22 protein-coding genes are annotated in these 20006 nt (G+C 66.9%); 15 read left to right on the top strand and 7 right to left on the bottom strand.

Annotation, left to right across the window (positions count from 1 at the left end; genetic code table 11):
- Positions 1–77: 77 nt before the first annotated feature.
- Positions 78–986 (top strand): alpha/beta fold hydrolase, encoded by a 909-nt coding sequence (locus M9952_08675; GenBank protein MCO5312993.1) that lies wholly within the window; start codon positions 78–80, stop codon positions 984–986.
- A 101-nt stretch (positions 987–1087) separates the two neighbouring features.
- Complete coding sequence (locus M9952_08670; GenBank protein ID MCO5312992.1) at positions 1088–1999, top strand: GGDEF domain-containing protein; 912 nt, start codon at positions 1088–1090, stop codon at positions 1997–1999.
- Positions 2000–2025: 26 nt separating this feature from the next.
- Here the strand turns inward: M9952_08670 and M9952_08665 are convergent, their stop codons facing one another.
- Complete coding sequence (locus M9952_08665; GenBank protein ID MCO5312991.1) at positions 2026–2733, bottom strand: hypothetical protein; 708 nt, start codon at positions 2731–2733, stop codon at positions 2026–2028.
- A gap of 36 nt (positions 2734–2769) precedes the next feature.
- Positions 2770–3024 carry a hypothetical protein gene (locus M9952_08660; GenBank protein MCO5312990.1) on the bottom strand — a complete coding sequence of 85 codons (255 nt, stop codon included), beginning with the start codon at positions 3022–3024 and terminating at the stop codon, positions 2770–2772.
- Between M9952_08660 and M9952_08655 the strand changes: the two genes are divergently transcribed.
- Together M9952_08655 and M9952_08650 are read left to right on the top strand one after the other, a co-directional pair.
- Positions 3023–4747: a methylmalonyl-CoA mutase family protein gene (locus M9952_08655; protein ID MCO5312989.1), complete on the top strand. Its 1725-nt coding sequence runs from the start codon at positions 3023–3025 to the stop codon at positions 4745–4747. The two genes, M9952_08660 and M9952_08655, sit on opposite strands and share 2 nt — an antisense overlap.
- A 2-nt stretch (positions 4748–4749) precedes the next feature.
- Positions 4750–5169 (top strand): cobalamin B12-binding domain-containing protein, encoded by a 420-nt coding sequence (locus tag M9952_08650; protein ID MCO5312988.1) that lies wholly within the window; start codon positions 4750–4752, stop codon positions 5167–5169.
- A 34-nt stretch (positions 5170–5203) separates the two neighbouring features.
- Here the strand turns inward: M9952_08650 and M9952_08645 are convergent, their stop codons facing one another.
- Positions 5204–6394 (bottom strand): glycosyltransferase family 2 protein, encoded by a 1191-nt coding sequence (locus M9952_08645; GenBank protein MCO5312987.1) that lies wholly within the window; start codon positions 6392–6394, stop codon positions 5204–5206.
- Between the two features lie 69 nt (positions 6395–6463).
- Between M9952_08645 and M9952_08640 the strand changes: the two genes are divergently transcribed.
- Positions 6464–7165, top strand: a complete 702-nt coding sequence (locus M9952_08640; protein ID MCO5312986.1) for an SOS response-associated peptidase — start codon at positions 6464–6466, stop codon at positions 7163–7165.
- Between the two features lie 55 nt (positions 7166–7220).
- Here M9952_08640 and M9952_08635 read toward each other — a convergent pair whose 3' ends face one another.
- The gene (locus M9952_08635) at positions 7221–7664 is read right to left on the bottom strand and encodes an HIT family protein (GenBank protein MCO5312985.1); all 444 of its coding nucleotides are present in this window, start codon (positions 7662–7664) and stop codon (positions 7221–7223) included.
- 61 nt (positions 7665–7725) lie between these two features.
- On the opposite strand from M9952_08635, the gene pgsA reads away from it, so the two are divergent.
- The 8 genes from pgsA to gcvT all read left to right on the top strand — a co-directional run bounded on the left by pgsA (position 7726) and on the right by gcvT (position 14822).
- The gene (gene pgsA / locus M9952_08630) at positions 7726–8406 is read left to right on the top strand and encodes a CDP-diacylglycerol--glycerol-3-phosphate 3-phosphatidyltransferase (GenBank protein MCO5312984.1); all 681 of its coding nucleotides are present in this window, start codon (positions 7726–7728) and stop codon (positions 8404–8406) included.
- Complete coding sequence (locus tag M9952_08625; protein ID MCO5312983.1) at positions 8403–10253, top strand: S8 family serine peptidase; 1851 nt, start codon at positions 8403–8405, stop codon at positions 10251–10253. The genes pgsA and M9952_08625 overlap by 4 nt, the downstream gene beginning before the upstream one ends.
- A 41-nt stretch (positions 10254–10294) precedes the next feature.
- The gene (gene gcvH / locus M9952_08620) at positions 10295–10675 is read left to right on the top strand and encodes a glycine cleavage system protein GcvH (protein MCO5312982.1); all 381 of its coding nucleotides are present in this window, start codon (positions 10295–10297) and stop codon (positions 10673–10675) included.
- A 4-nt stretch (positions 10676–10679) separates the two neighbouring features.
- Complete coding sequence (locus M9952_08615) at positions 10680–11129, top strand: zinc-ribbon and FHA domain-containing protein (protein ID MCO5312981.1); 450 nt, start codon at positions 10680–10682, stop codon at positions 11127–11129.
- Positions 11116–12339, top strand: a complete 1224-nt coding sequence (locus tag M9952_08610; protein MCO5312980.1) for a MerR family transcriptional regulator — start codon at positions 11116–11118, stop codon at positions 12337–12339. Before M9952_08615 ends, M9952_08610 begins: the two co-directional genes overlap by 14 nt.
- Positions 12340–12419: 80 nt before the next feature.
- Complete coding sequence (locus M9952_08605) at positions 12420–12968, top strand: bifunctional nuclease family protein (protein ID MCO5312979.1); 549 nt, start codon at positions 12420–12422, stop codon at positions 12966–12968.
- 221 nt (positions 12969–13189) lie between these two features.
- Positions 13190–13726, top strand: a complete 537-nt coding sequence (locus M9952_08600; GenBank protein MCO5312978.1) for a MerR family transcriptional regulator — start codon at positions 13190–13192, stop codon at positions 13724–13726.
- 22 nt (positions 13727–13748) lie between these two features.
- Complete coding sequence (gene gcvT / locus M9952_08595; protein MCO5312977.1) at positions 13749–14822, top strand: glycine cleavage system aminomethyltransferase GcvT; 1074 nt, start codon at positions 13749–13751, stop codon at positions 14820–14822.
- A gap of 77 nt (positions 14823–14899) precedes the next feature.
- Here the strand turns inward: gcvT and M9952_08590 are convergent, their stop codons facing one another.
- From M9952_08590 to M9952_08580, 3 genes are read right to left on the bottom strand one after another with little or no spacing between them, the layout of a single operon-like run.
- Positions 14900–15706: a gamma-glutamyl-gamma-aminobutyrate hydrolase family protein gene (locus tag M9952_08590; protein ID MCO5312976.1), complete on the bottom strand. Its 807-nt coding sequence runs from the start codon at positions 15704–15706 to the stop codon at positions 14900–14902.
- 21 nt (positions 15707–15727) lie between these two features.
- A complete protein-coding gene (locus tag M9952_08585) occupies positions 15728–17086 on the bottom strand; it encodes a glutamine synthetase family protein (protein ID MCO5312975.1) in 1359 nt (452 codons plus the stop codon).
- A gap of 17 nt (positions 17087–17103) precedes the next feature.
- Positions 17104–17880: a glucose 1-dehydrogenase gene (locus M9952_08580; GenBank protein ID MCO5312974.1), complete on the bottom strand. Its 777-nt coding sequence runs from the start codon at positions 17878–17880 to the stop codon at positions 17104–17106.
- A gap of 90 nt (positions 17881–17970) precedes the next feature.
- Here M9952_08580 and M9952_08575 point away from each other — a divergent pair, with 90 nt between their 5' ends.
- Both M9952_08575 and M9952_08570 read left to right on the top strand, forming a co-directional pair.
- Positions 17971–19425 (top strand): aldehyde dehydrogenase family protein, encoded by a 1455-nt coding sequence (locus tag M9952_08575; protein ID MCO5312973.1) that lies wholly within the window; start codon positions 17971–17973, stop codon positions 19423–19425.
- Between the two features lie 56 nt (positions 19426–19481).
- On the top strand, positions 19482–19991 hold the full coding sequence (locus M9952_08570) for a formaldehyde-activating enzyme (protein MCO5312972.1): 510 nt from the start codon (positions 19482–19484) through the stop codon (positions 19989–19991).
- The last annotated feature ends 15 nt before the right edge of the window (positions 19992–20006 follow it).

Here is a 20006-nt window from a genome sequence, read left to right as displayed (position 1 = left end):
CGGCCGAACGAGCGCGAACCGGGTCGTCCGCGCGCTTCGCCCACCATAGGACCTCTCCTCTCGGTAGCGTTGCATCTATGGCTCACGTGACCCGTGGTGATGTTTCGCTGTATTGGGAGGAGGCCGGACCGGACAACGGGCCGGCCGTGTTGTTGATCATGGGGCTCGGCGCGCAGTTGATCGCCTGGCGTCCCGGTTTCGTCGAACGCCTCACCGGTCAGGGGTACCGGGTCATCCGCTTCGATAACCGCGACGCCGGCTGGTCGTCGTCGACGAGCGACCGGGTGCTGCAGATCCCCGACATGGTGAAGCTCGCCACCGGGATCGACCGGGGTTCGGCCGACTACCTGCTCAGCGACATGGCGCTCGACGCCGCCGCGGTGCTCGATGCCGCCAACGTCGAGCGGGCCCATGTCGTCGGCGCCTCGATGGGAGGCATGATCGCCCAGCAGTTGGCGATCGATCTGCCCGAACGGGTCGCGTCGCTCACTTCCATCATGTCGCGGCCGGGCTCACGACTTGCCGGCCTGCCCACGGTGCAGGTGGTGCGCACGGTGATGAAGCCGACCCCGAACGATCGGGCCGCGATGCTCGAACAGGAACTCACTCGCCACGAGACGATCGGTGGCCCGCTGTTCGACCGTGCCGCCACGGAGGTGTTCTTGAACGAGGCCTACGAGCGAACCCCCGAACGTGGGGGCACTCCGAGGCAGCTCGCGGCGATTCTGGCCTCGCCCGACCGCACGCCAGGGCTGCGGTTGTTGCAGACGCCAACCCTGGTGATCCACGGCCGCCAGGACCGCCTCGTTCGCCCGAGCGGGGGCCGGGCGACGGCCGCGGCGGTGCCCGGGTCGTCGTTGCTGATGGTCGACCGGATGGGCCACGACCTTCCCCAACCCTTGTGGCCGTTGTTGACCGACGCGATCGGAGGTCACATCCGGCGGGCGGAGCATCAACGTATCGACGGCGGAGTCGCGGTCGGCTGACCGGTGGTGAACGCCTGAGGATGTTCTCACGCGTTCTAGACCGCAATCTCACGCAGAGCGCGTAACATGTCACTATCGGTGAATCAATGGTGCTGCACCGAATGAGGGCACCGGAGGTGGCAAAGATGCACGCCGACGTTCCACACCACGAGACTCAACCCTCCACAGACGAGACCCGGCCGGCCACCGGACACCACAGTGTCACGGGACACCACAGTGTCACGGGACACCACAGTGTCACCGGACACCACAGCGGCGAGTGGGGTCAACGCCATCACATGACCCAGGCGTTGGTCATCGCCGGCGCCACGATGGTCCCGATGATCTGCACGATCAGTGCGATCGCCGCACATGTGGCGATGCCGTTGGTGATCGCATGCCTGGTGGTGAGCACCATCGCAGCGGTGGTGCTCACCGTCGCTCAATTCGAACGGATCCTGTTCGCGTCGGCCCAGGCCCAGGCCCGCCATGAGGAGGAACAGGGGTCGTGGCGGCACAAGGCGCTCAACGATCACCTGACCTCGGTGGCGAATCGTCACGGGGTGACCCAACTCGTGGAGGAGTGCGTCGCGGGACAGCGAGACCTCCGATGGTCGGTCCTGGTGTGCGACGTGGACCGGTTCAAGCGGATCAACGACTCCTATGGCCACCCGGTCGGAGACCGCGCGCTCAGCCTGATCGCGTCGACGCTGGAACATCACTGCCCGGCCGGGGCCCACGTCGGCCGGTTGGGGGGCGACGAGTTCGTCGTGTTCAGCCCGGACCCGGAGATCGTCACCGCCGAGTGGGCCGACGACGTGCTCGACCGGCTCCTTGCCACTCCACTGGAAACCCGCGAGGGGAAGGTCCAACTGAGCTTCACCTGGGGGTTGGCGGCCGGCCGTCCGGGTGAGGCCTTCGACGACGTTCTCAATGCTGCGGACCGGTATCTGGTCGCCAAGAAAGAGGCCGTACGTGCCGGGTCCGACCCGTCCCGAGTCGTCTTGCCCTCCCACCGCCGGCTCGTGTCATAGGCGGACTTCGGACCGCCGCTGCCTCGTCAGGAAAACAGCGGGAGGTCGAGCGCCGGGCGCTTTGTGCGCTTGAGTTCCGAGAAGGTCTCAAACGACGCGACCGTCTCGACGGCCTCGTACAGTCGCACGGCGTCGGGCCCGTCCGGAGCGTTGCTGAGCACCGGGCCGAACAGCGTGTTTCCGTCGGGAGGACCGAAGGTGATGATCGGGGTGCCGACGTCTGGGCCGGTACGTTCGAACGCCGCCGCACTCTCCGTGCGCAACACCGCGTCGAAGGACTCATCCTCCGCGGCCTCAACCAGGTCGGCGGGCAGGCCAGCGGCGGAAATCAGGCGAGCGAAATCGATGTTGGCCAACGCGGCCGCCATCCGTTCGGTGAAGTCACCGGTGGCATCGACGTACCAGAAGCTCTCGCCGTAGAGGCGGTACAAGTCGCCGACGGCCGCGTTGCCGAACCGCTCTCGGGCCGCCGCGCAGATGCGGTGGTAACGAAGGCCGCGGGCGTGTCCCTCCCGCATCGAAGCGTCGAGGTCCTGGCCGACATTGATGTACCACAGGCTGATGAAACGCCATCCGACCCGAAGGTCGCGCTGGGCCATGACGTTGCGGATCCACACCGAGGTCTGCCACGCGAACGGGCAACCGGGGTCGAAGAAGAACTCGATGTCGTAGGGGCCACCGGCAAGATCGTCGAGACGACCGTCGGAGGCGGGGAGTGCGTCGGTTTCGGTCATGGAGGGCCTTCCTGGAAAGGGGAGCAGTTCGGCCGATCAGCCGAACTCGTCGAGATCTTCTGGGTCGCCGGCGACGAGGTCCCAACGGTCCAGACAGTCCTCGCACCGGTACGACACGACGTCGCCGGCCTGGTCGCCGCCCTCGAAACCCCTGTTGAGGCGGTGACACACGCCGCCGCAGTCGACGCACACGATCATGTCCGGAAGCTGGTCTGGCGAGGTCACCGCAACAGTTTGCCCTCCGGGAATGCGCACCGCGGCGGATACCGCTGCCGATACCGTGGCACCCATGAACGAATCCGCCCGTGCGAATCGGTCCCGTTGGAACGAGGCATTCGAGGCGTCGCCGCTGCGTGACGCCGACTTCGCGTCGATGTCGGGTGTGGAGGTCGACGCCGTCTATGGCCCGGACCCCGTTCGCGGTGGGAACTCCGAGGTGCCCGGCCCACACGGCGAGACCACCGACGAGACCACCGACGAGACCACCGACGAGGGCCAGTACCCGGGGCAGTATCCCTACACCCGCGGACCGTACGCCTCGATGTATCGCTCGAAGCTCTGGACGATGCGCATGTTCGCCGGGTTCGGCACCGCCGTCGACACCAACCTGCGGTTCCGCGACATCCTCGCCAACGGCGGCGACGGGCTGTCGACGGCGTTCGATCTGCCGACGTTGATGGGCTACGACTCCGATGACCCGATGAGCCTCGGCGAGGTCGGCCGATGCGGGGTGGCGGTCGACACCCAGGCGGACATGGAGGACCTGTTTCGGGGCATCGACCTCGAGTCGACCACGACCTCGATGACCATCAACTCTCCGGCGGCGCCGATCTTCGCGATGTTCATCGCCGCGGCCGAGGCCGCCGGGATGCGGCGTGAGCGCATCGGCGGGACGCTTCAGAACGACATCCTCAAGGAGTATCAGGCCCAGAAGGAATTCATCTTTCCGCCGCGGCCGTCGCTGCGTCTGGTCCGCGACACCATGACGTTCTGCGCGGCCGAGATGCCCCGCTGGCACGCGCTGTCGGTTTCCGGGTATCACATCCGCGAAGCCGGATCGACCGCGGCCCAGGAACTGGCATTCACGCTCGCCAACGGTTTCGCCTACGTCGAATTGGGCCTGGCCGCCGGACTGGCGATCGACGAGTTCGCACCGAGGCTGAGCTTCTTCTTCAACGCACACTCCGACTTCTTCGAAGAGATCGCGAAGTACCGCGCCGCTCGTCGCATCTGGGCCCGTTGGTTGCGCGACCGCTACGGAGCCACCAACCCGAAGTCGATGCAGTTGCGGTTCCACACCCAGACCGCCGGGGTGTCGCTCACCGCCCAACAGCCCGAGGTGAACATCGTCCGCACCGCGATCGAGGCACTCGCCGGCGTGCTCGGAGGCACCCAGAGCCTGCACACGAACTCGATGGACGAAACCCTCGCGCTGCCCACCGAAAAGGCCGCCCGAATCGCGCTGAGAACCCAGCAGGTCATCGCCTATGAGACCCGCGTGACCAACGTGGCCGACCCGCTCGGCGGCTCGTGGTACGTGGAGGCGCTCACCGACGACATGGAGGCGCTCGCCGAGGAGATCTTCTCCAAGATCGCCGAGATCGGCGACGGTTCGATGTACGAAGGCTGCGTGATCGGCGTCGAAGACGGCTGGTTCCAAGGCGAGATCGCGAACTCGGCGTACGAACTCCAGCGAAAGGTCGACGACGGCCGTCACATCATCGTGGGCGTGAACGCGTTCACCGAGGGCAACGACGAGCCGGCTCCCGAGACCCTCTACATCGACGGCTCGGTCGAGGATCAACAGCTCAAACGACTCGACGCGGTGCGCTCCGAACGCGACACCAGCCGTGTCGAGGCCGCCCTCGATCGGGTGCGCCGCGACGCCGCGGATCCCGAAATCAATCTGATGCCGGCGTTGTTGGAGGCGTCGACCGCGATGGTGACCCTCGGTGAGATGATGTCGGCGATGGCCGATGTGTTCGGCCGGTGGGACGAGACCCCGAGGATCTGACGATGGACTTCTTCAACGAATCGGCCGTGCCGCTCGGGCGGGTGCTGGTGGCCAAACTCGGCCTCGACGGCCACGACCGCGGGGTCAAGGTGGTGGCGCGGCTGTTGCGCGACGCCGGCTACGAGGTCGTCTACACCGGATTGCGCCAGACCCCCGAACGGGTGGTCGCCGCGGCGATCGACGAGGACGTCGATGTGATCGGGCTGTCGATGCTGTCGGGCGCGCATCTCGCGCTGGTGCCGCCCGTGCTCGAGCACCTGACGGCGAACGGGGTCGACATCCCCGTGGTGGTCGGCGGCATCATCCCCGATCGCGACCTGCCGACGCTGCTCGACGCCGGGGTTGCCGCGGTGTTGGCCCCCGGTGCCTCCGAGGAGGAGATCGTCGCGACGATGCAGCGCGTGGTCGCCGGACGCGGTTGAGTCGCTGAACGCAGCCCCGAACGCGTCGGGCTTCTCAGTCCTCGGGGCGTCGCCGCCAGATGTAATTCACGTTGAGGAAGTAATTGCTGATCAACGCGACGACATAGCCGAACGCGTCCTGGACGATGTCGGTGAGCGCAGGCCCCAACACCGAGCGGCCCCATCCGTTGTTCTGGAGAAACTGAAACACCGCCACGTGGATGACGACGCCGAGCAGGGAGACCGCGCTGAACAACGCGAGGCCGCCGAGCAGGTTGCGGCGGTGAAACCGTTGCTCCCAGAACGTGAAGTAGTTGTTCAACAAGAAGTTCCACACGATCGACGCCGCGATGCCGCCGAGCAACGACCAGCGCACGGGTCGACTGAAGCCGAGATCGATCGTGCCGACGCCCGCGACCTCGAGCAGTGAGAACACCGCGAGGTTCACCACCACCCCCGACGCTCCCACCAGGCTGTACAGGAAGAACTGCCCCTTCACCTGCCTGCCGAAACGCAGCTCGAACACCGCGAGGAGATAGGAGCGGATGATCGACGGCGACATCTTCGTTTCGCCGGCGACCCGATTGCGGAATTCGTAGCCCACCTCGCCCACGCGCAGGTCCCGGTTCCGGCCGATGAACTCGAGGAGGATTTTGAACCCGCGCGGGTTCACCTCCGGCGCACTGCGCAGATAGGCGTCGCGGGAGATGGCGAAGAACCCCGACATGGGATCCGATGTCTGCACCCGGAGGAACACCTTGGCGATCATGGCGGCGACCCAGGAGACGAATCGGCGAAACACCGACCAGTCGCCGTAGCTGCCGCCCTCGGCGCCCCGCGTGCCGACGACGATGTCGGCCGAACCGTCGCGGATCATGTCGACCATCGCCACGAGCGCGGTCTCGTCGTGTTGGAGATCCGCATCGATGACCGCGATCACCTCGCCGTTGCTCGCCTCCATGCCGGCCATGACCGCGCTCGACAGTCCATGGTCGCTGAAGCGGCGAAGCACCCGGACGTTGCGGCGCGACTCGGCGTAGCGCTCGGCCCGCTCCCAGGTGCGATCGGGGGAGTCGTCGTCGACCACGATGACCTCGTGGGGCACGGTGACGAGTGCCACCTCGAGCGCATCGAGCAACACTTCGATGTTGTCGGCCTCGTTGTAGGTCGGGGTGATCACCGACAACTCGGGGGCGCGGCGTCGGTCGGGGCGGTCGGAGCGCCGATCGGGGGCAGTGTCGTTCACGATGTTCAGACGCTAGCGGGGCCGCCGGCGCCGACGTGGGAGCGCGGCCACGGCACTAGCGTCGTGCACATGTGTGGACGTTTTGTCGCGGCGACCCCGGTCGAGGAACTGGCCGAGTACTTCGGGGCGAGCGCTCCCGCCGAGCCGGTACCGGCCCAGTACAACATCGCTCCGAGCGCGGACGTCGAGGTCGTGGTCGGCGACGCTCAGGGGTCGCGTCACATCGAGCTGTATCGCTGGGGCCTCGTACCGGTGTGGGCCAAGGACCTCAACGTCGGCAACCGGATGATCAACGCCCGTAGCGAAACCGCCGCCGAGAAGAACAGCTTCAAGTCCTCGCTGTCGAAGAAGCGCTGCATCGTGCCCGCCGACGGCTTCTACGAATGGGCAGCGGTCGCCGGTCGCAAGGCAAAGCAGCCGTACTTCATCCGCCGTGCCGACGGTGCCCCGCTGGCCTTCGCCGGGCTGTGGGCCCAATGGAAGGGGCAACTCGCCGGCGAGGACGTCGTGGTGCGCAGCTGCACGATCCTGACCACCTCGGCGAACGAAACCATGGCTCCGGTGCATGACCGCATGCCCGTCATCCTCGAGCCGACCGATTTCGCCACCTGGCTGGACCCTGCGATCACCGACGCCGCCGCGGTCGCGCCGCTCATGGTGCCGGCGGAGACGGGGGTGTTGACGATGCATCCGGTATCGACCGAGGTCAACAACGCCCGCAACAAGGGTGCACACCTCATCGACCCCGTCGAGTTGACCGAGGAGGCGTGAGGATTCGTCGGTAGGAGAAGCCGTGAGTAGGAGAAGCGGTCAGTCGGAGAAGCCGTCAGCCGGGTGTGGCGTGACCGCGGGCGCGCAGCGCTGCGCGGATGGCCTCGGCGGCCGCATCGAGCTCCTCCGCCGGGACGTTCGGATTCGCCTTGGCGAAGGACAGGTCCGATTCGGCGTTGATCGGCAGCAGGTGGAGGTGGCAGTGGGGCACCTCGAGGCCGGCGATGATCGTGCCGACCCGCACGCAGTCGAACGCGTCCTCGATGGCCCGTCCGACCTCGATGGCCACGGCGTTCAGCTCCAACCACAGGTCGTTGGGCAGATCGGTCCACTTGTCCACCTGGTCGACCGGCACGACGAGCACGTGGCCCGCCGTGATCGGTGCGATCGTGAGGAACGCGACGACGCGCTCGTCTCTCCAGACGAAGCGCCCCGGCAGGTCGCCGCGGATGATGAGGGTGAACACGGAGTCGGGAGCGCTGGGGGCGTTGTCGGTCATGTAGCGAATCGTAGGTGGAGCGCTGCGTGAGGGGATGGGTCGATGCCGTAACCTCAAGGCCGTGGACCAGCACGAGCACCATCTGATCTACCGACCGGAGGTCGAGGGCCTCGGCGACATGCAGGTCGACCGGATCCTGACGGTCCCCAATGCGATCTCGCTCGTGCGGTTGCTGTGTATTCCGGTGTTTCTGTGGCTGCTGTTCGGCATGGACTCGCCCGGCTGGGCAGGGCTCTTGCTCGGCCTGCTGGCGGCCACCGATTGGGTCGACGGCTACATCGCCCGGCGGTTCGATCAGACCTCGAACTTCGGAAAGATGTTCGACCCGATCGTCGACCGGATCATGTTGGTCGTCGGCATCGTCGCGGTGATCATCTCCGGGTCGGCTCCGCTGTGGTTCAGCGCCCTGGTGTTGATCCGCGAAGTTCTCGTGTCCGGATGGGTGATCCTCATCACCTCGCTCGGCGCGAAGCGCATGGACGTCACCTGGTGGGGTAAGTGCGGAGCGTTCGCCAACATGGGAGCGTTTCCGGCGTTCCTGATCGCAGATCAACGATCACTCGGCGAGGGCTGGCACACGGGATGGACCCTGTTCGCCTACGCGCTCGCCATTCCCGGGGTGGTGTTCTCGCTGTTCGCCGCAGGCCAGTACTTCGTCCGGGGCCGCGTGGCGTTGAAGGAAGGGCGCCTGAAGCGCCAGTTGGCGGCGGCCGACGGCGAGGCGACCGGGGAGGTCCGGTGAGGACGAGTCGTGTCGCCGGCGCGTTCGTCATCGCCGGACTCATCGGTGAAGTGTTCGGCGGTACCGGGGGAGTCGTGGGTGCCGGGGCAGCGCCGGTGGCCGCATCGGTGGCCTCGCCGGTGGCCGCATCGGTGGCCGCATCGGTAGATGTGCCGCGGGATCAGGGATCGGAACCGGTCGAGCTCATCCTCAGCGGAGTCGACGATCCCACTCCAGCGGAAATCGGGCGCCTGGCGGGGGCCGACGTCGAGGTGGTCGCCACGATCGGACAACTCGGCGCGGTGAAAATCGCGGTCGACCCCGACGACGTCGCGGCGGTGATCGCAGGTCTCGACGCGGCCCACGAGGTCGGCGACGTGTCGGCCCCCGGCCGCGTCACCGCCGCGCGCACGCCGACCGATCCGGGCTGGGCTCGGCAGTTCTGGATGCCGGATCAGGGATTCACCCGGGCGTGGGACCGAACCGTCGGCTCATCGAACGTGGTGATCGCAACGGTCGACACGGGGGTCAACACGACCCCCGATCTTGCGGGACGCGTCATCGCCGGAGCCGACTTCACCGGCACCTCGGTGACCGGCGTCGGACGCGATAGCGACGATGACCCCCAGCGTCACGGCACGCTCACCGCGGAACTGGCGGCTGCTGCGGGCGACGACGGATACGGGATCGCCGGAGCGTGCTGGACCTGTCGGGTCCTTCCGGTCAAGGTGCTCGACGCCGACGGCGAGGGCGACACCTGGGCGGTGGGCGAGGGCATCGTCTATGCCGTCGACCACGGCGCCCACGTCATCAACCTCAGCCTCGGTGGGGCGACCGATGACCCGGTCGTGCAGCGGGCGGTGCGCTACGCCGAGAGCCGCAACGTCGTCGTGGTGGCCGCGGCGGGCAACGACTACGACGAGGCCGGTTCGGCAGCTCGGTATCCGGCCGCCTATCCCACCGTGGTCGGGGTCGGCGCCTACACGCGGCTCGGCGACGGCCCCCCGTCGACGAGCCAGCGCGGCCCGTGGTACGAACTCGCGGCGGGGTACTGCCGCTACGACCGCTACTTCGCCGTCGACAACGTCTGTGGAACCAGCTTCAGCGCGCCGTATGTGAGCGGGACGGTCGGGTTGATGCGCAGTCTCGTGCCGGATGCCTCGGCCGCGCAGTACCGCGCAGCGATGTACAACTCGGCGGTCGCCGCACCGTCGCTGACCGGTTCAGGCCTGTACCGCTACGGGGCGTTGTCGGCCGACGGGGCCCTGACGCGAATCGCCGCGACGGTCCCGGCAGCGCCGGTGCCCGCGGTGAGCGAACGCAGCGCCCCGACCGTCGCGGTCTCGGCTCCGGCGGGGTATTCGTCAGGGACCGTGACGCTCGAGGTGTCCAACTCCGACGACGTCGGCGTCACCAACCTCGCGGTCTATGTGGGCGACACCCTGGTGTTCGCCCAGTCCGCCCCGCCGGCGCGGTTCCCCGTTGCGGTCGATACCACCCGATTCGCCGACGGTGTGCATCGGGTCGCGGTCGTGGCCTACGACGCGGCGGGCAACTGGGGTGGCGCCGAGACGGCGATGGCGATCGACAACCACCTCCCGATCGCGTTGCTGTATTCGCCAGGAACCTCGACGACGGTGCGACGCCATCTCGACATCGGGGTCTACACGACCGACGGTTCGGGAATCATGGGCACCTTCCTGATCGTCAACGATCAGGTGGTCGGCGGATATGTCGGGAGCGGGTTCTATTCGATCCGGGTGCCCATTCGCCGCAACGGCCGCTACAACATCGTCGCGTTGACCGTCGACAATGCCGGGCGTATCAGCGCATCGAACTGGTCGAGGGTCAACGGCCGAACCCGTTGAGGCAATCCGCGCTCAGCCGCCGTCCACTAGAGTCTCCGGCCATGGAGTTTCCCGCTGACCTTCGCTATTCGACCGACCACGAGTGGGTTCGGGTCGAAGGCGGCAATGTCCGTCTCGGCATCACCGATTTCGCCCAGGACAACCTCGGCGACGTGGTGTATGTCGAGTTGCCAGAGCAGGGCGCCACCGTCGAGGTGGGGGCGTCGTTCAGCGAGGTGGAATCGACCAAGTCGGTGTCCGACATCTACTCGCCGGTCAACGGCACGGTGGTCGAAATCAACGAGGCGCTCGAAGCCGACGCGACGCTGCTCAACAGCGACCCCTATGGCGCCGGGTGGATCTGTGTCATCGCGCTTGATGACCCGTCGCAACTCGCCGGCCTGCTCGACGCCGACGGGTACCGGGCGCTGGTGAGCGACTGAGGTCATGGCCGAGGCGTCGCAATGCCCCAAATGCGGCTCCGCGGTTGGGGCCGATGCCAACTTCTGTCCTGCCTGCGGTTCGGCGCTCGAGCGGCGTGAGCCAGACCGCACCGAGGCGTTGCCGGTCGTTCGTCCAGGGGCTGGCGACGTGCCGATGCTCGTGGTGGTTCGCGGCGCGAACGCCGGGTCGCGTTTCGAAATCGGACCAGACGACACCACGATCGGCCGCCACCCGCAGAGCACCGTGTTTCTCGACGACGTCACCGTGTCGCGGCGCCACGCGCTCATCACGGTCGAAGGGTCGACGTGTGTGCTCAGCGATGCGGGTTCGTTGAACGGCACCTATGTCAACGGAGCGCTCGTCGAGCGGCACGCGCTCAACCCCGGCGATCAGATCCAGGTCGGCAAGTTCCGGCTGTTGTTCGCGCTCGAGGCAGGCGATGGAGATCGCTGAAACGACCGAGTACCTCTCGATCGGGGAGGTGTTGTCGCAGCTCAAGGTCGAGTTCGAGGAGGTCTCCATCTCCAAGATCCGGTTCCTGGAGGCGCAGGGGCTCATGCGGTTGGAACGCTCCCCGGCCGGATACCGGCAGTTCTACCCGGTCGACATCGCCCGGCTGCGTTGGATCCTGCGCCAGCAGCGCGACCACTTTTTGCCGCTGAAGGTCATCAAGTCGCGCCTCGACGAACTCGGAGATGTCGACTTTGAAGAGTCGATTCCGGTGCAGCCGAACCTGTTCGTGGGCACCGACGATGACCCGAACCGGCCGGTGCGCGAGGCAGAGGCTGCCGCCGAGGCGGCGATCGACGTCGAGGCATGGGAACGTCTGCGTGAGCAAGATGAAGCGGATCGAGCGGCGGCCGAACGCGTGAGCGAAGCTCCGGCGTCTCGGCGGCGTTCCGCCCGCAAGCGGCCAGCGAAGACTGCGACGACTGCGGCGACTGCGACGCCGGAAGCGGCGGAAGCGGCGGAAGCGGCGGAAGCGGCCGAGTCGAACGTTGCACCCCCGGTCGACCACTCGGCCCATCACTCGGTCGGCCATTCGGTCGACCACTCGACCCACCCCTCGGCGCAGACGGCGACACTCGCTGGCACCGTGCCCGCAGCGAAGCCCGATTCGACCGAAGCCGGTGTCGACGAGGGTGCCCGGGAAACCGGCGACGGCGAGCACGAGGCCGCCGCCTGGCTGGCGGCCCTGCAGGAGTCGCCGGCGTCGCCGCGTGGCCGGCGCGATCCGCGCACGGAACGGGCCGAGGAGCAGGCGGCGGTTGCCATCGGTCGCGGGCTCACCTTCGGGCGAGGCGAGGTTCTGGAACTCGCCGAGATCGACGAGGCGACGCTGTCGATGATGGAAGAGTACGGATTCGTCTCGGTGAACGTCATCGCCGGCGAGTCGACCTACGACGCCGCCGCATTGGCGGTGGTGAAGTCGTTGAAACGCTTCCTGGCCAAGGGGGTCGAACCTCGCCACCTGCGGATGTTCAAGAACGCCGCCGAACGCGAGTCGGGATTCTACGAACAGATGGTGCTGCCGTTGCTCAAACAGCGAAACCCGCGGGCGATCGAACAGGCGACGGCGCTGTTGAACGAGTTGGCCGGGGCCGGCGAGCAGCTGCACCGGGCGCTGGTCCATCAGGCACTTGGGCGGTATCGCCCGGACTGATCGGTGTCGCCCATCGCCGGATGGCTCACAAACGCGTGGTGGCGACTCGTGAGCGGTTTGGGCGGGACTAACGTTTGGTCATGATTGAAGTGGAGTTGGTCGGCGTGACCATGGACAACACCGCGAATACGCCGGTGGTCGTGTTGCGCGAGTTGTCCAACCCCCCGGACGTGGACTCCGGTTCGGACGCCTCACCCAAACCGGATCGACGGCGATCGATCTCCATCTTCATCGGTGCGCCTGAGGCGACCGCAATTGCGTTTGCGCTGGAGCACATCAACCCGCCGCGCCCGCTCACCCACGACCTGATGGTAGACCTGCTCGTGAAACTCGGAATCGGCGTAACCCGGATCGTCATCACCGAGATTCACGATGCCACCTTCTATGCGGAACTCCACTTGAGCCACGGCGGTTCGGAGTTCGTGATCTCCTGTCGGCCCTCCGATGCGCTGGCCCTGGCGGCACGGGTGTGCTGCGGATTGTTCGTCACCGAAGCGGTGATCGATGAAGCGGGGGTGCTGCCCATGTCGGAGGAGGATCTGGCGATGGATCCCGGCGACCCGGACGAGATGGTTGAGGAGTTCCGCCAGTTCATCGATTCCATCAACCCCGACGACTTCGCGCTCTGAGCGTCAGCAGCACGAGACGCTTCGCCAAATTCGCCAGATTCGCCAAATTCGCGCGCTCCGCGCGGAAATTCGCGCGATTCGCGCGAATACCGTTGCCACGCGCGCGCGGTGCCGATAGGTTGACACCGTCGTAATTTCTTCGCTGTCGTTACGGGTACGGCGCCTCGCCGAGGCGGTCCCCCAACGACCGGCACCCAAGACGAGCAATGAGGGTGAATCCCATGGAACTGACAGGTTCGAGTGAGACGAGCGAACAGGGCGTTTCGCCCGAAGCTGCCAACCCCAACGGATTCTCCGGTCGGAGAACCGCCGAGATCGTCGGCATCTCCTATCGCCAGCTCGACTACTGGGCCCGCACCGATCTGGTGCGCCCATCGCTCGCCGATGCCAAAGGCAGTGGAACCCGTCGGCGTTACTCCTACCGCGACCTGCTCGAACTCAAGGTGATCAAGAGCCTGCTCGATGCCGGCATCAAACTCGAACAGGTCCGCCAGCTGTTCGCCTATCTCACCGAACACCTCGGCGAGGACGTCACCACCGCCAACCTGGTCATCAGCGGTTCGGGAACCGTGCTGGTTCGTACCGGCGAGGAACTCATCGACGCGCTCCAGTCCGGACAAGGGGTGCTGAACGTGTTGCCGCTCGGCGGGGTGAAGGACGAACTCGACGCGACGATCGTCGAGCTGTACCCGTCCCGGCCGGCGGCCGCCGGGCCTTCGGATGGCGTGGCGGACGGGCCGGCGGCTCTGGCGCAATAACGCGCCCCTCTAGACTGCGGCGGTGACGATTCAGCACTCACCGCTCGACGCAACCCACCGTGAACTCGGCGCCAAAATGGTGCCCTTTGGCGGATGGGACATGCCGCTTTCGTATCCGGCGGGCACCCTCGCCGAGCACCAGGCTTGCCGCAGCGCGGCGGTCGTGTTCGATGTGAGCCACCTCGGCACGGTGCGCGTCAGTGGCCCGGGGGCGTTCGACGCGTTGCAGCGGGCCTTCACCAACGACCTCGCCAAGATCGAACCCGGTCGCTGCCAGTACACCCATTCGCTGTCCGAGGATGGTTCGGTGGCCGACGACATCATCGTGTGGTGGCGTGCGGCCGACGTGTTCGACGTGATGCCGAACGCATCGAACACCGATCGGATTTGCCGCGCGCTCGTCGACGGAGCGGCGGGCGCCGAGGTCAAGGTCGACGACGTCACCACCGAACGTGCGGTGATCGCCGTCCAAGGGCCCCAGGCCCGCGAATTGCTCGCCCCGCTGTTGCCCGAGGCGGCCGCGGTGGGGAGATTCCGAATCATCGAGACAACCTTCGACGGCACGCCGATCGTCGTCGCGGGCACCGGATACACCGGCGAGGACGGCCTCGAGATCGCGGTTCCGGCGCAACGGGCAGCAGAGCTGTGGCGCGCCGTGACGGCGATGGGGATCGAGCCGGCCGGACTCGGGGCCCGCGACACGCTGCGCCTCGAGGCCGGCCTCCCGCTGCACGGCCACGAACTCGGCGACGGCATCACCAGCCTCAACGCCGATCTCGAGTGGGTCGTGTCGTGGACGAAGGGCGACTTCGTGGGTCGCGAGGCGCTCGCGGCGCAAAAGGAGGCGGGGGTCACCCCCATCCTGCGCGGGTTGTCGGTCGACACGAAACGCCCGCCGCGTGCCGAGATGGACGTCTACCGGGGCGACACGCTGGTGGGGCGGATCACCTCGGGCAATATCTCACCCGTTCTTGGCCACGGCATCGCCATGGCCATGATCGAGCCGGGCCTCGAACTCGGCTCGGTGCTCGAGGTCGACCTCCGCGGAAAGCGGGTGCCGGCGACCGTCGTCGAGATGCCGTTCGTGAAGCGCTGAACCGAACCCACCGCCCAAGCCCGCGTTTTGTAGGTAATTGCTGTTGCTATGGCAACAGAAAGTACCTACAAAACGATTCAGCGAGCGGTGGTCGCTGCAGCCGACGCAGCGACCACCGCGTCGAACAGCGCCTGATTGGCAGGATCCTTGGAGGCGGTCTCCTCGGGATGCCACTGCACCGCCAACAGCCACGGCCGAGCCCCGCCGGTGTCGTGGCCGGCAGCCGAGCGCGTCGAGTTGGCCGGGTCGGCGAGTTCCATCGCCTCGACGCACCCGTCAGCGGTGCGACCCGTGACCGTGAGCGACTCGGCGACCCGGTCGACGGCCTGGTGATGATGACAGCGCCCCGAGATCGTCGACCCGTCGACGACCGACGCAATCAGCGACCCGGGTTCCACGTGGTAGTCGTTGGTGGAACCGCCCCCGCCGTTGGGCACGCCATGTTGCTGCCAGCCCTCCGCTCCGGTGATGTGTTGGTGCAGCGACCCACCGAGGGCGACGTTGAGCAGTTGCAGGCCTCGACAGATGGCCAGCAGGGGAGTGGCGGTGTCGAGCGCGGCGTCGATCAACGCGAGTTCGAATGCCTCTTGATCCGGCGGTGCGGGCATCGTCGTTTCGTGGGCCGCCTGCCCGTATCGGGCCGGGTCGACATCGAGTCCGCCGATCGCCACGACGCCGTCGCACTGGGCGATCACCTCGCGGGCCGCATCGACCGCGTCGTCGACGGAGTCCATCGGCGGGTAGACCGGCACCGGCAGACCACCGGCGCGCCAGATGGCATCGAGGTAGTCGCTGATCACGACCACCCCGGGTTCGAGCTTGAAAACCGTGCCGGGTTCGCGGCGTTGACAGGTCACCGCGATCACTGGTCGACGCGAGGTCATCTCGTCACTCTCCCTCGGTGCTTAGAGCCGCTCGAAGTTGCGGCGCAACTCCCAGTCGGTGACGTGGTTGTTGAACGCCGACCATTCCTCCTTGGCGAGGTGCAGGAGGTGAAAGTGGGTCTCCTCGCCGAAAGCGTCTCGAGCGACCTCGGAGGCCTCGAAGCGGTCGATCGCATCGACGAGGGTGTGGGGGATCCGCTCGAGGTCGGCGTCGTAGCCGTTGCCGAGATACGCGTCGGGCGGCTCGATGCGGTTCTCCACCCCGTGGAGTCCACCGGCGATCGTCGCGGCCAACGCGATGTAGGGGTTGCAGTCGGCACCCGGGATGCGGCTCTCGACCCGCATGCCCTGACCATGTCCCACCACCCGGAAGCCGAGCGTGCGATTGTCGGTGCCCCAGCCGACCGCGGTGGGTGCCCACGATCCGGGCTGAAACCGCTTGTAGGAGTTGATGTAGGGAGCCCAGCAAATGGCGAAGTCGGCCGCGGTCGATAGCAACCCGCCGAGGTACCAACGGAACGTGTCGCTCAGGCCGGCGCCGGACTCGTCGGCCATCACCGAACGGTCGGTCTCGCGGTCCCACAACGACGAGTGGATGTGGCACGAGCTTCCCGACTCGTCCATGCGGAATTTCGCCATGAACGTGATGGCCCGCCCGGCGAGTTGAGCGATCTCCTTGGCGCCGTTCTTGTAGACCGTGTGGTTGTCTGCCATGACGAGGGCGTCGTCGAAACGCAGGTTCAACTCGTGTTGGCCGCGGGCGGCTTCGCCTTTGGAGTTCTCCACCGGGATACCGGCGCCCATCATGTCGTTGCGGATCTTGCGGATGAGCCCCTCGTCGATCGAGGTGTTCAAGATGTGATAGTCGATGATGTAGGGGCTGGAGGGGGTGAGGTCGCGAAAGTCCTGCTTCCACGCCTGTTCCATCGACTCTTGGAACAAGAAGAACTCGAGTTCGGTGCCCGCCTTGACGTCGTAGCCGAGTCGGTTGGCCCGATCGATCTGGCGGCGAAGCAGCGCCCGCGGCGACACCTCGATCGGGGATCCGTGGTGATCGACGAGGTCGCCGATCACCAGCGCCGTGCGTTCCAGCCACGGCACGAGCCGCAGGGTCGACAGGTCGGGCCGGCACACGAAGTCGCCGTAGCCGGTCTCCCAGTTGGCGAACCGGAAACCGTCGAGAACGTTCATGTCGACGTCGACGGCCAACAGGTAGTCGCAGGCCTCGATCGCTCCGCCGTTGCGTTCGAGTTCGGCCAGGAAGAACGAGGCCACCACCCGCTTGCCCATGAAACGGCCCTGCATGTCGGGAAACACGACGAGCACCGTGTCGATCTCGCCGAGGTCGTGGAGGTCCCGAAGGCGTTCGGTGGTGAGCATGAAGGTCCTCTCGGCGCTTACAGCGGGGTGGTGTAGGTGGAGGTGATGCCGCCGTCGATCAGCAGCGACTGTCCGGTCATGAACGAGCTCTCGTCGCTCGCGAGGAACAGCGCCCCGTTGACCATCTCCTCGGCTTCGCCGAAACGGCCCATCGGAATGTGCACGAGGCGACGCTCGCGCTTTTCTGCATCCGAGAGGAACTTGGCCAGCAGCGGGGTGAGCACCGGGCCGGGGCAGAGTGCGTTGGCTCGAATGCCCTGTCGGGCATAGATCGCGGCGATCTCGCGGGTCATGGCCAACACCGCACCCTTTGAGGAGGTGTAGGCGATCTGCGGGGTGGCGGCGCCCATGTGGGCGACGAAGCTGGCGACGTTGATGATCGAGCCGCCGCCGGAGGCCAACATGGCGTCGATTCCGTACTTGCAGCACAGGAACAGGCCCTTGACGTTCACGTCGAAGGTGAACTGCCACGTCTCCTCGGAGGTGGTGAGCGGGGTGTCGTCGTCGCCGGGCGACACACCGGCGTTGTTGTACAAGATGTCGAGGCCGCCCCAGCGCTCGACGGCGGTGGCGATCATGGCTTCGACCTGTTGCGCGTCGCGGACATCGACGATGGCCGACGCGGCCTCGCCGCCCGATGCGGTGATGGCCTCGACGACCTCGGCGGCGAGCGCGGCGTCGAGGTCGGCGACGACGACCTTCGCGCCCTCCGATGCGAATCGCTCGCACGCGATGCGGCCCATGCCGGCGCCTCCACCGGTGATGACAGCGACCTTGTCGTCGAGACGACCCATGTTGTGCTCCTGAAAGTGGGATGGGGGATCCTGGGTGGCGGGCCGCGACGGCCGCACGGGGACAATACCGAGTGGGGATACGATTCGGCCATGTCATCTGCGCCATCCTCGATTCGTCCCGCCTACCAGCTCGTGATCGGCGGCGAGCAGTGTGACGCTGCCGACGGCGCTACGTTCACCGTCGAGAACCCGGCGACGGGCGAGGCGCTCGCCACCATCGCCCAGGCCGGCTCGGCCGATCTGGATCGCGCGCTGCGCATCGCAACCGAGGAGTTCGACCGTGGGACGTGGCGGCGGACCAACGCGACCGCACGGGGCAAGGTGCTGTTGCGGGCCAGCCAGCTGTTTCGCGAACGCGCCGAGGAGTTTGCGATGGCCGAGGTTCACGGTGCCGGGCACCCGATCGGCAATGCCCGCTGGGAGGCGGGCGCGATGGCCGATGTTTTCGAGTTCTTCGCCGGTGCGGCCAACAAGCACTACGGGCAGGTCATCCCGGTGCAAGACGACGGACTCGACGTCGCCCTGCGCGACCCGATCGGGGTGTGCGGCCTGATCGTGCCCTGGAACTTCCCCATGTTGATCACGAGCTGGAAGGTCGCCCCCGCGCTAGCGTGCGGCAACCCGGTGGTGATCAAACCGGCGTCGCTCACCCCGATCAGCGCCCTGTTGATGGCCGAGGTGCTCGTCGAGGCCGGGGTTCCCGCCGGTGCCATCTCGGTGATTCCGGGTCCCGGCGCCACGGTGGGAGACGCCCTTGCCCGCGATCCCCGCGTGGCGAAACTCTCGTTCACCGGCGACAGTTCGACCGGCGCCCAGATCATGCGGGCGTCGAGCGACAACATCACCCGGCTGTCGCTCGAACTCGGTGGCAAGTCGGCGTGCATCGTGTTCGACGACGCCGACCTCGACACCGCGATCGCCTCGACTCCGCTGTCGGTGTTCGACAACACCGGCCAGGACTGCTGTGCCCGCAGCCGATTCCTGGTGCAGCGAAGCGTCTATGACCGATTCGTCGAGGGGTTCGTCGCCGGCACCGAGGCCCTCGTGGTGGGCGACCCGACCGACGAGGCCACCCAGCTCGGCCCGATGATCTCCGCCGGGCAGCGGCGGACCAGCCTGGAATATCTCGAGATCGCCGCGGCGGAGGGCGCGACGCGGGTGTGCGGCGGCGAGGCGACCGGGCCGGGTCACTACCTGAGTCCGGCCGTGCTCACCGGGGTCGATAACGCGATGCGCGTCGCCCAGGAGGAGATCTTCGGGCCGGTCGCGTCGATCATCGCCTTCGACGACGAGGACGATGCCATCCGCATCGCCAACGACAGCCCCTACGGCCTGTCGGGGTCGTTGTGGACCCGCGATATGGGGCGTGCGATTCGGGTGACCCGTGCGGTGCGCACCGGGGTGATGAGCGTGAACAGCGCGCGGAGCGTTCGAACCGAGGCGCCCTTTGGCGGCTACAAGCGTTCCGGGTTCGGTCGCGAGCTCGGAATGGCGGCGATGGAGCACTACACCGAAACCAAGAACGTGTTCTTCAGCGCCGAGTAGGAGCCGAGTGGGCGTGGAGTAGGCGCAGGGCCCGAAAGCCGATATCGTCGCCGTCCATGTGGAACGGGATGTTGGTGGGTTCGGGCAGCGAGGGGAGCGGATCGTCGATCGCGCTCGTCGACGTGGCGCTCGGCGACGACAAGAGCACGGTCGCTCAGGCCTGGCTCAATGGATTCGCGTCACCGGGTGGTTCGGGTGCACCGTTTCTGATCACCGTTTCTCCCGGGGTTCCGGTCAAGCCGTTCGCCTTGTTCGTGCCGAAGGTCCGTATCGGGACCCGCGATCATTTCGAGGCGACCCATGGCCCGGCCCACGCCGGGGTTGCGCTGGGAATTCTCGACGCCGTTCGCACCGGCGTGGTACCCGTCGATGTGGCAGAGCGGGCCTTTTTGATCTGTTCGGTGTGGGTGGACGAAGGCGCATCGGCCGCCCACAGCGATGCGCTGGTGGCAAACAACCGCTCGGCCACGTTGGAGGCGCTCGACAACGCCGGTCACGAGTGGCCCGAGGCGGCCGGTTTTCTGGAAGCGCCCACCCAGGTGAGAAACCTCTACTACCAGGGTTGAGCGGCTACGCTGAAC

The organism is Microthrixaceae bacterium (assembly GCA_023957975.1).
GTDB lineage: Bacteria > Actinomycetota > Acidimicrobiia > Acidimicrobiales > Microtrichaceae > JAMLGM01.
This window is presented reverse-complemented; position numbering and strand designations above follow the sequence as displayed.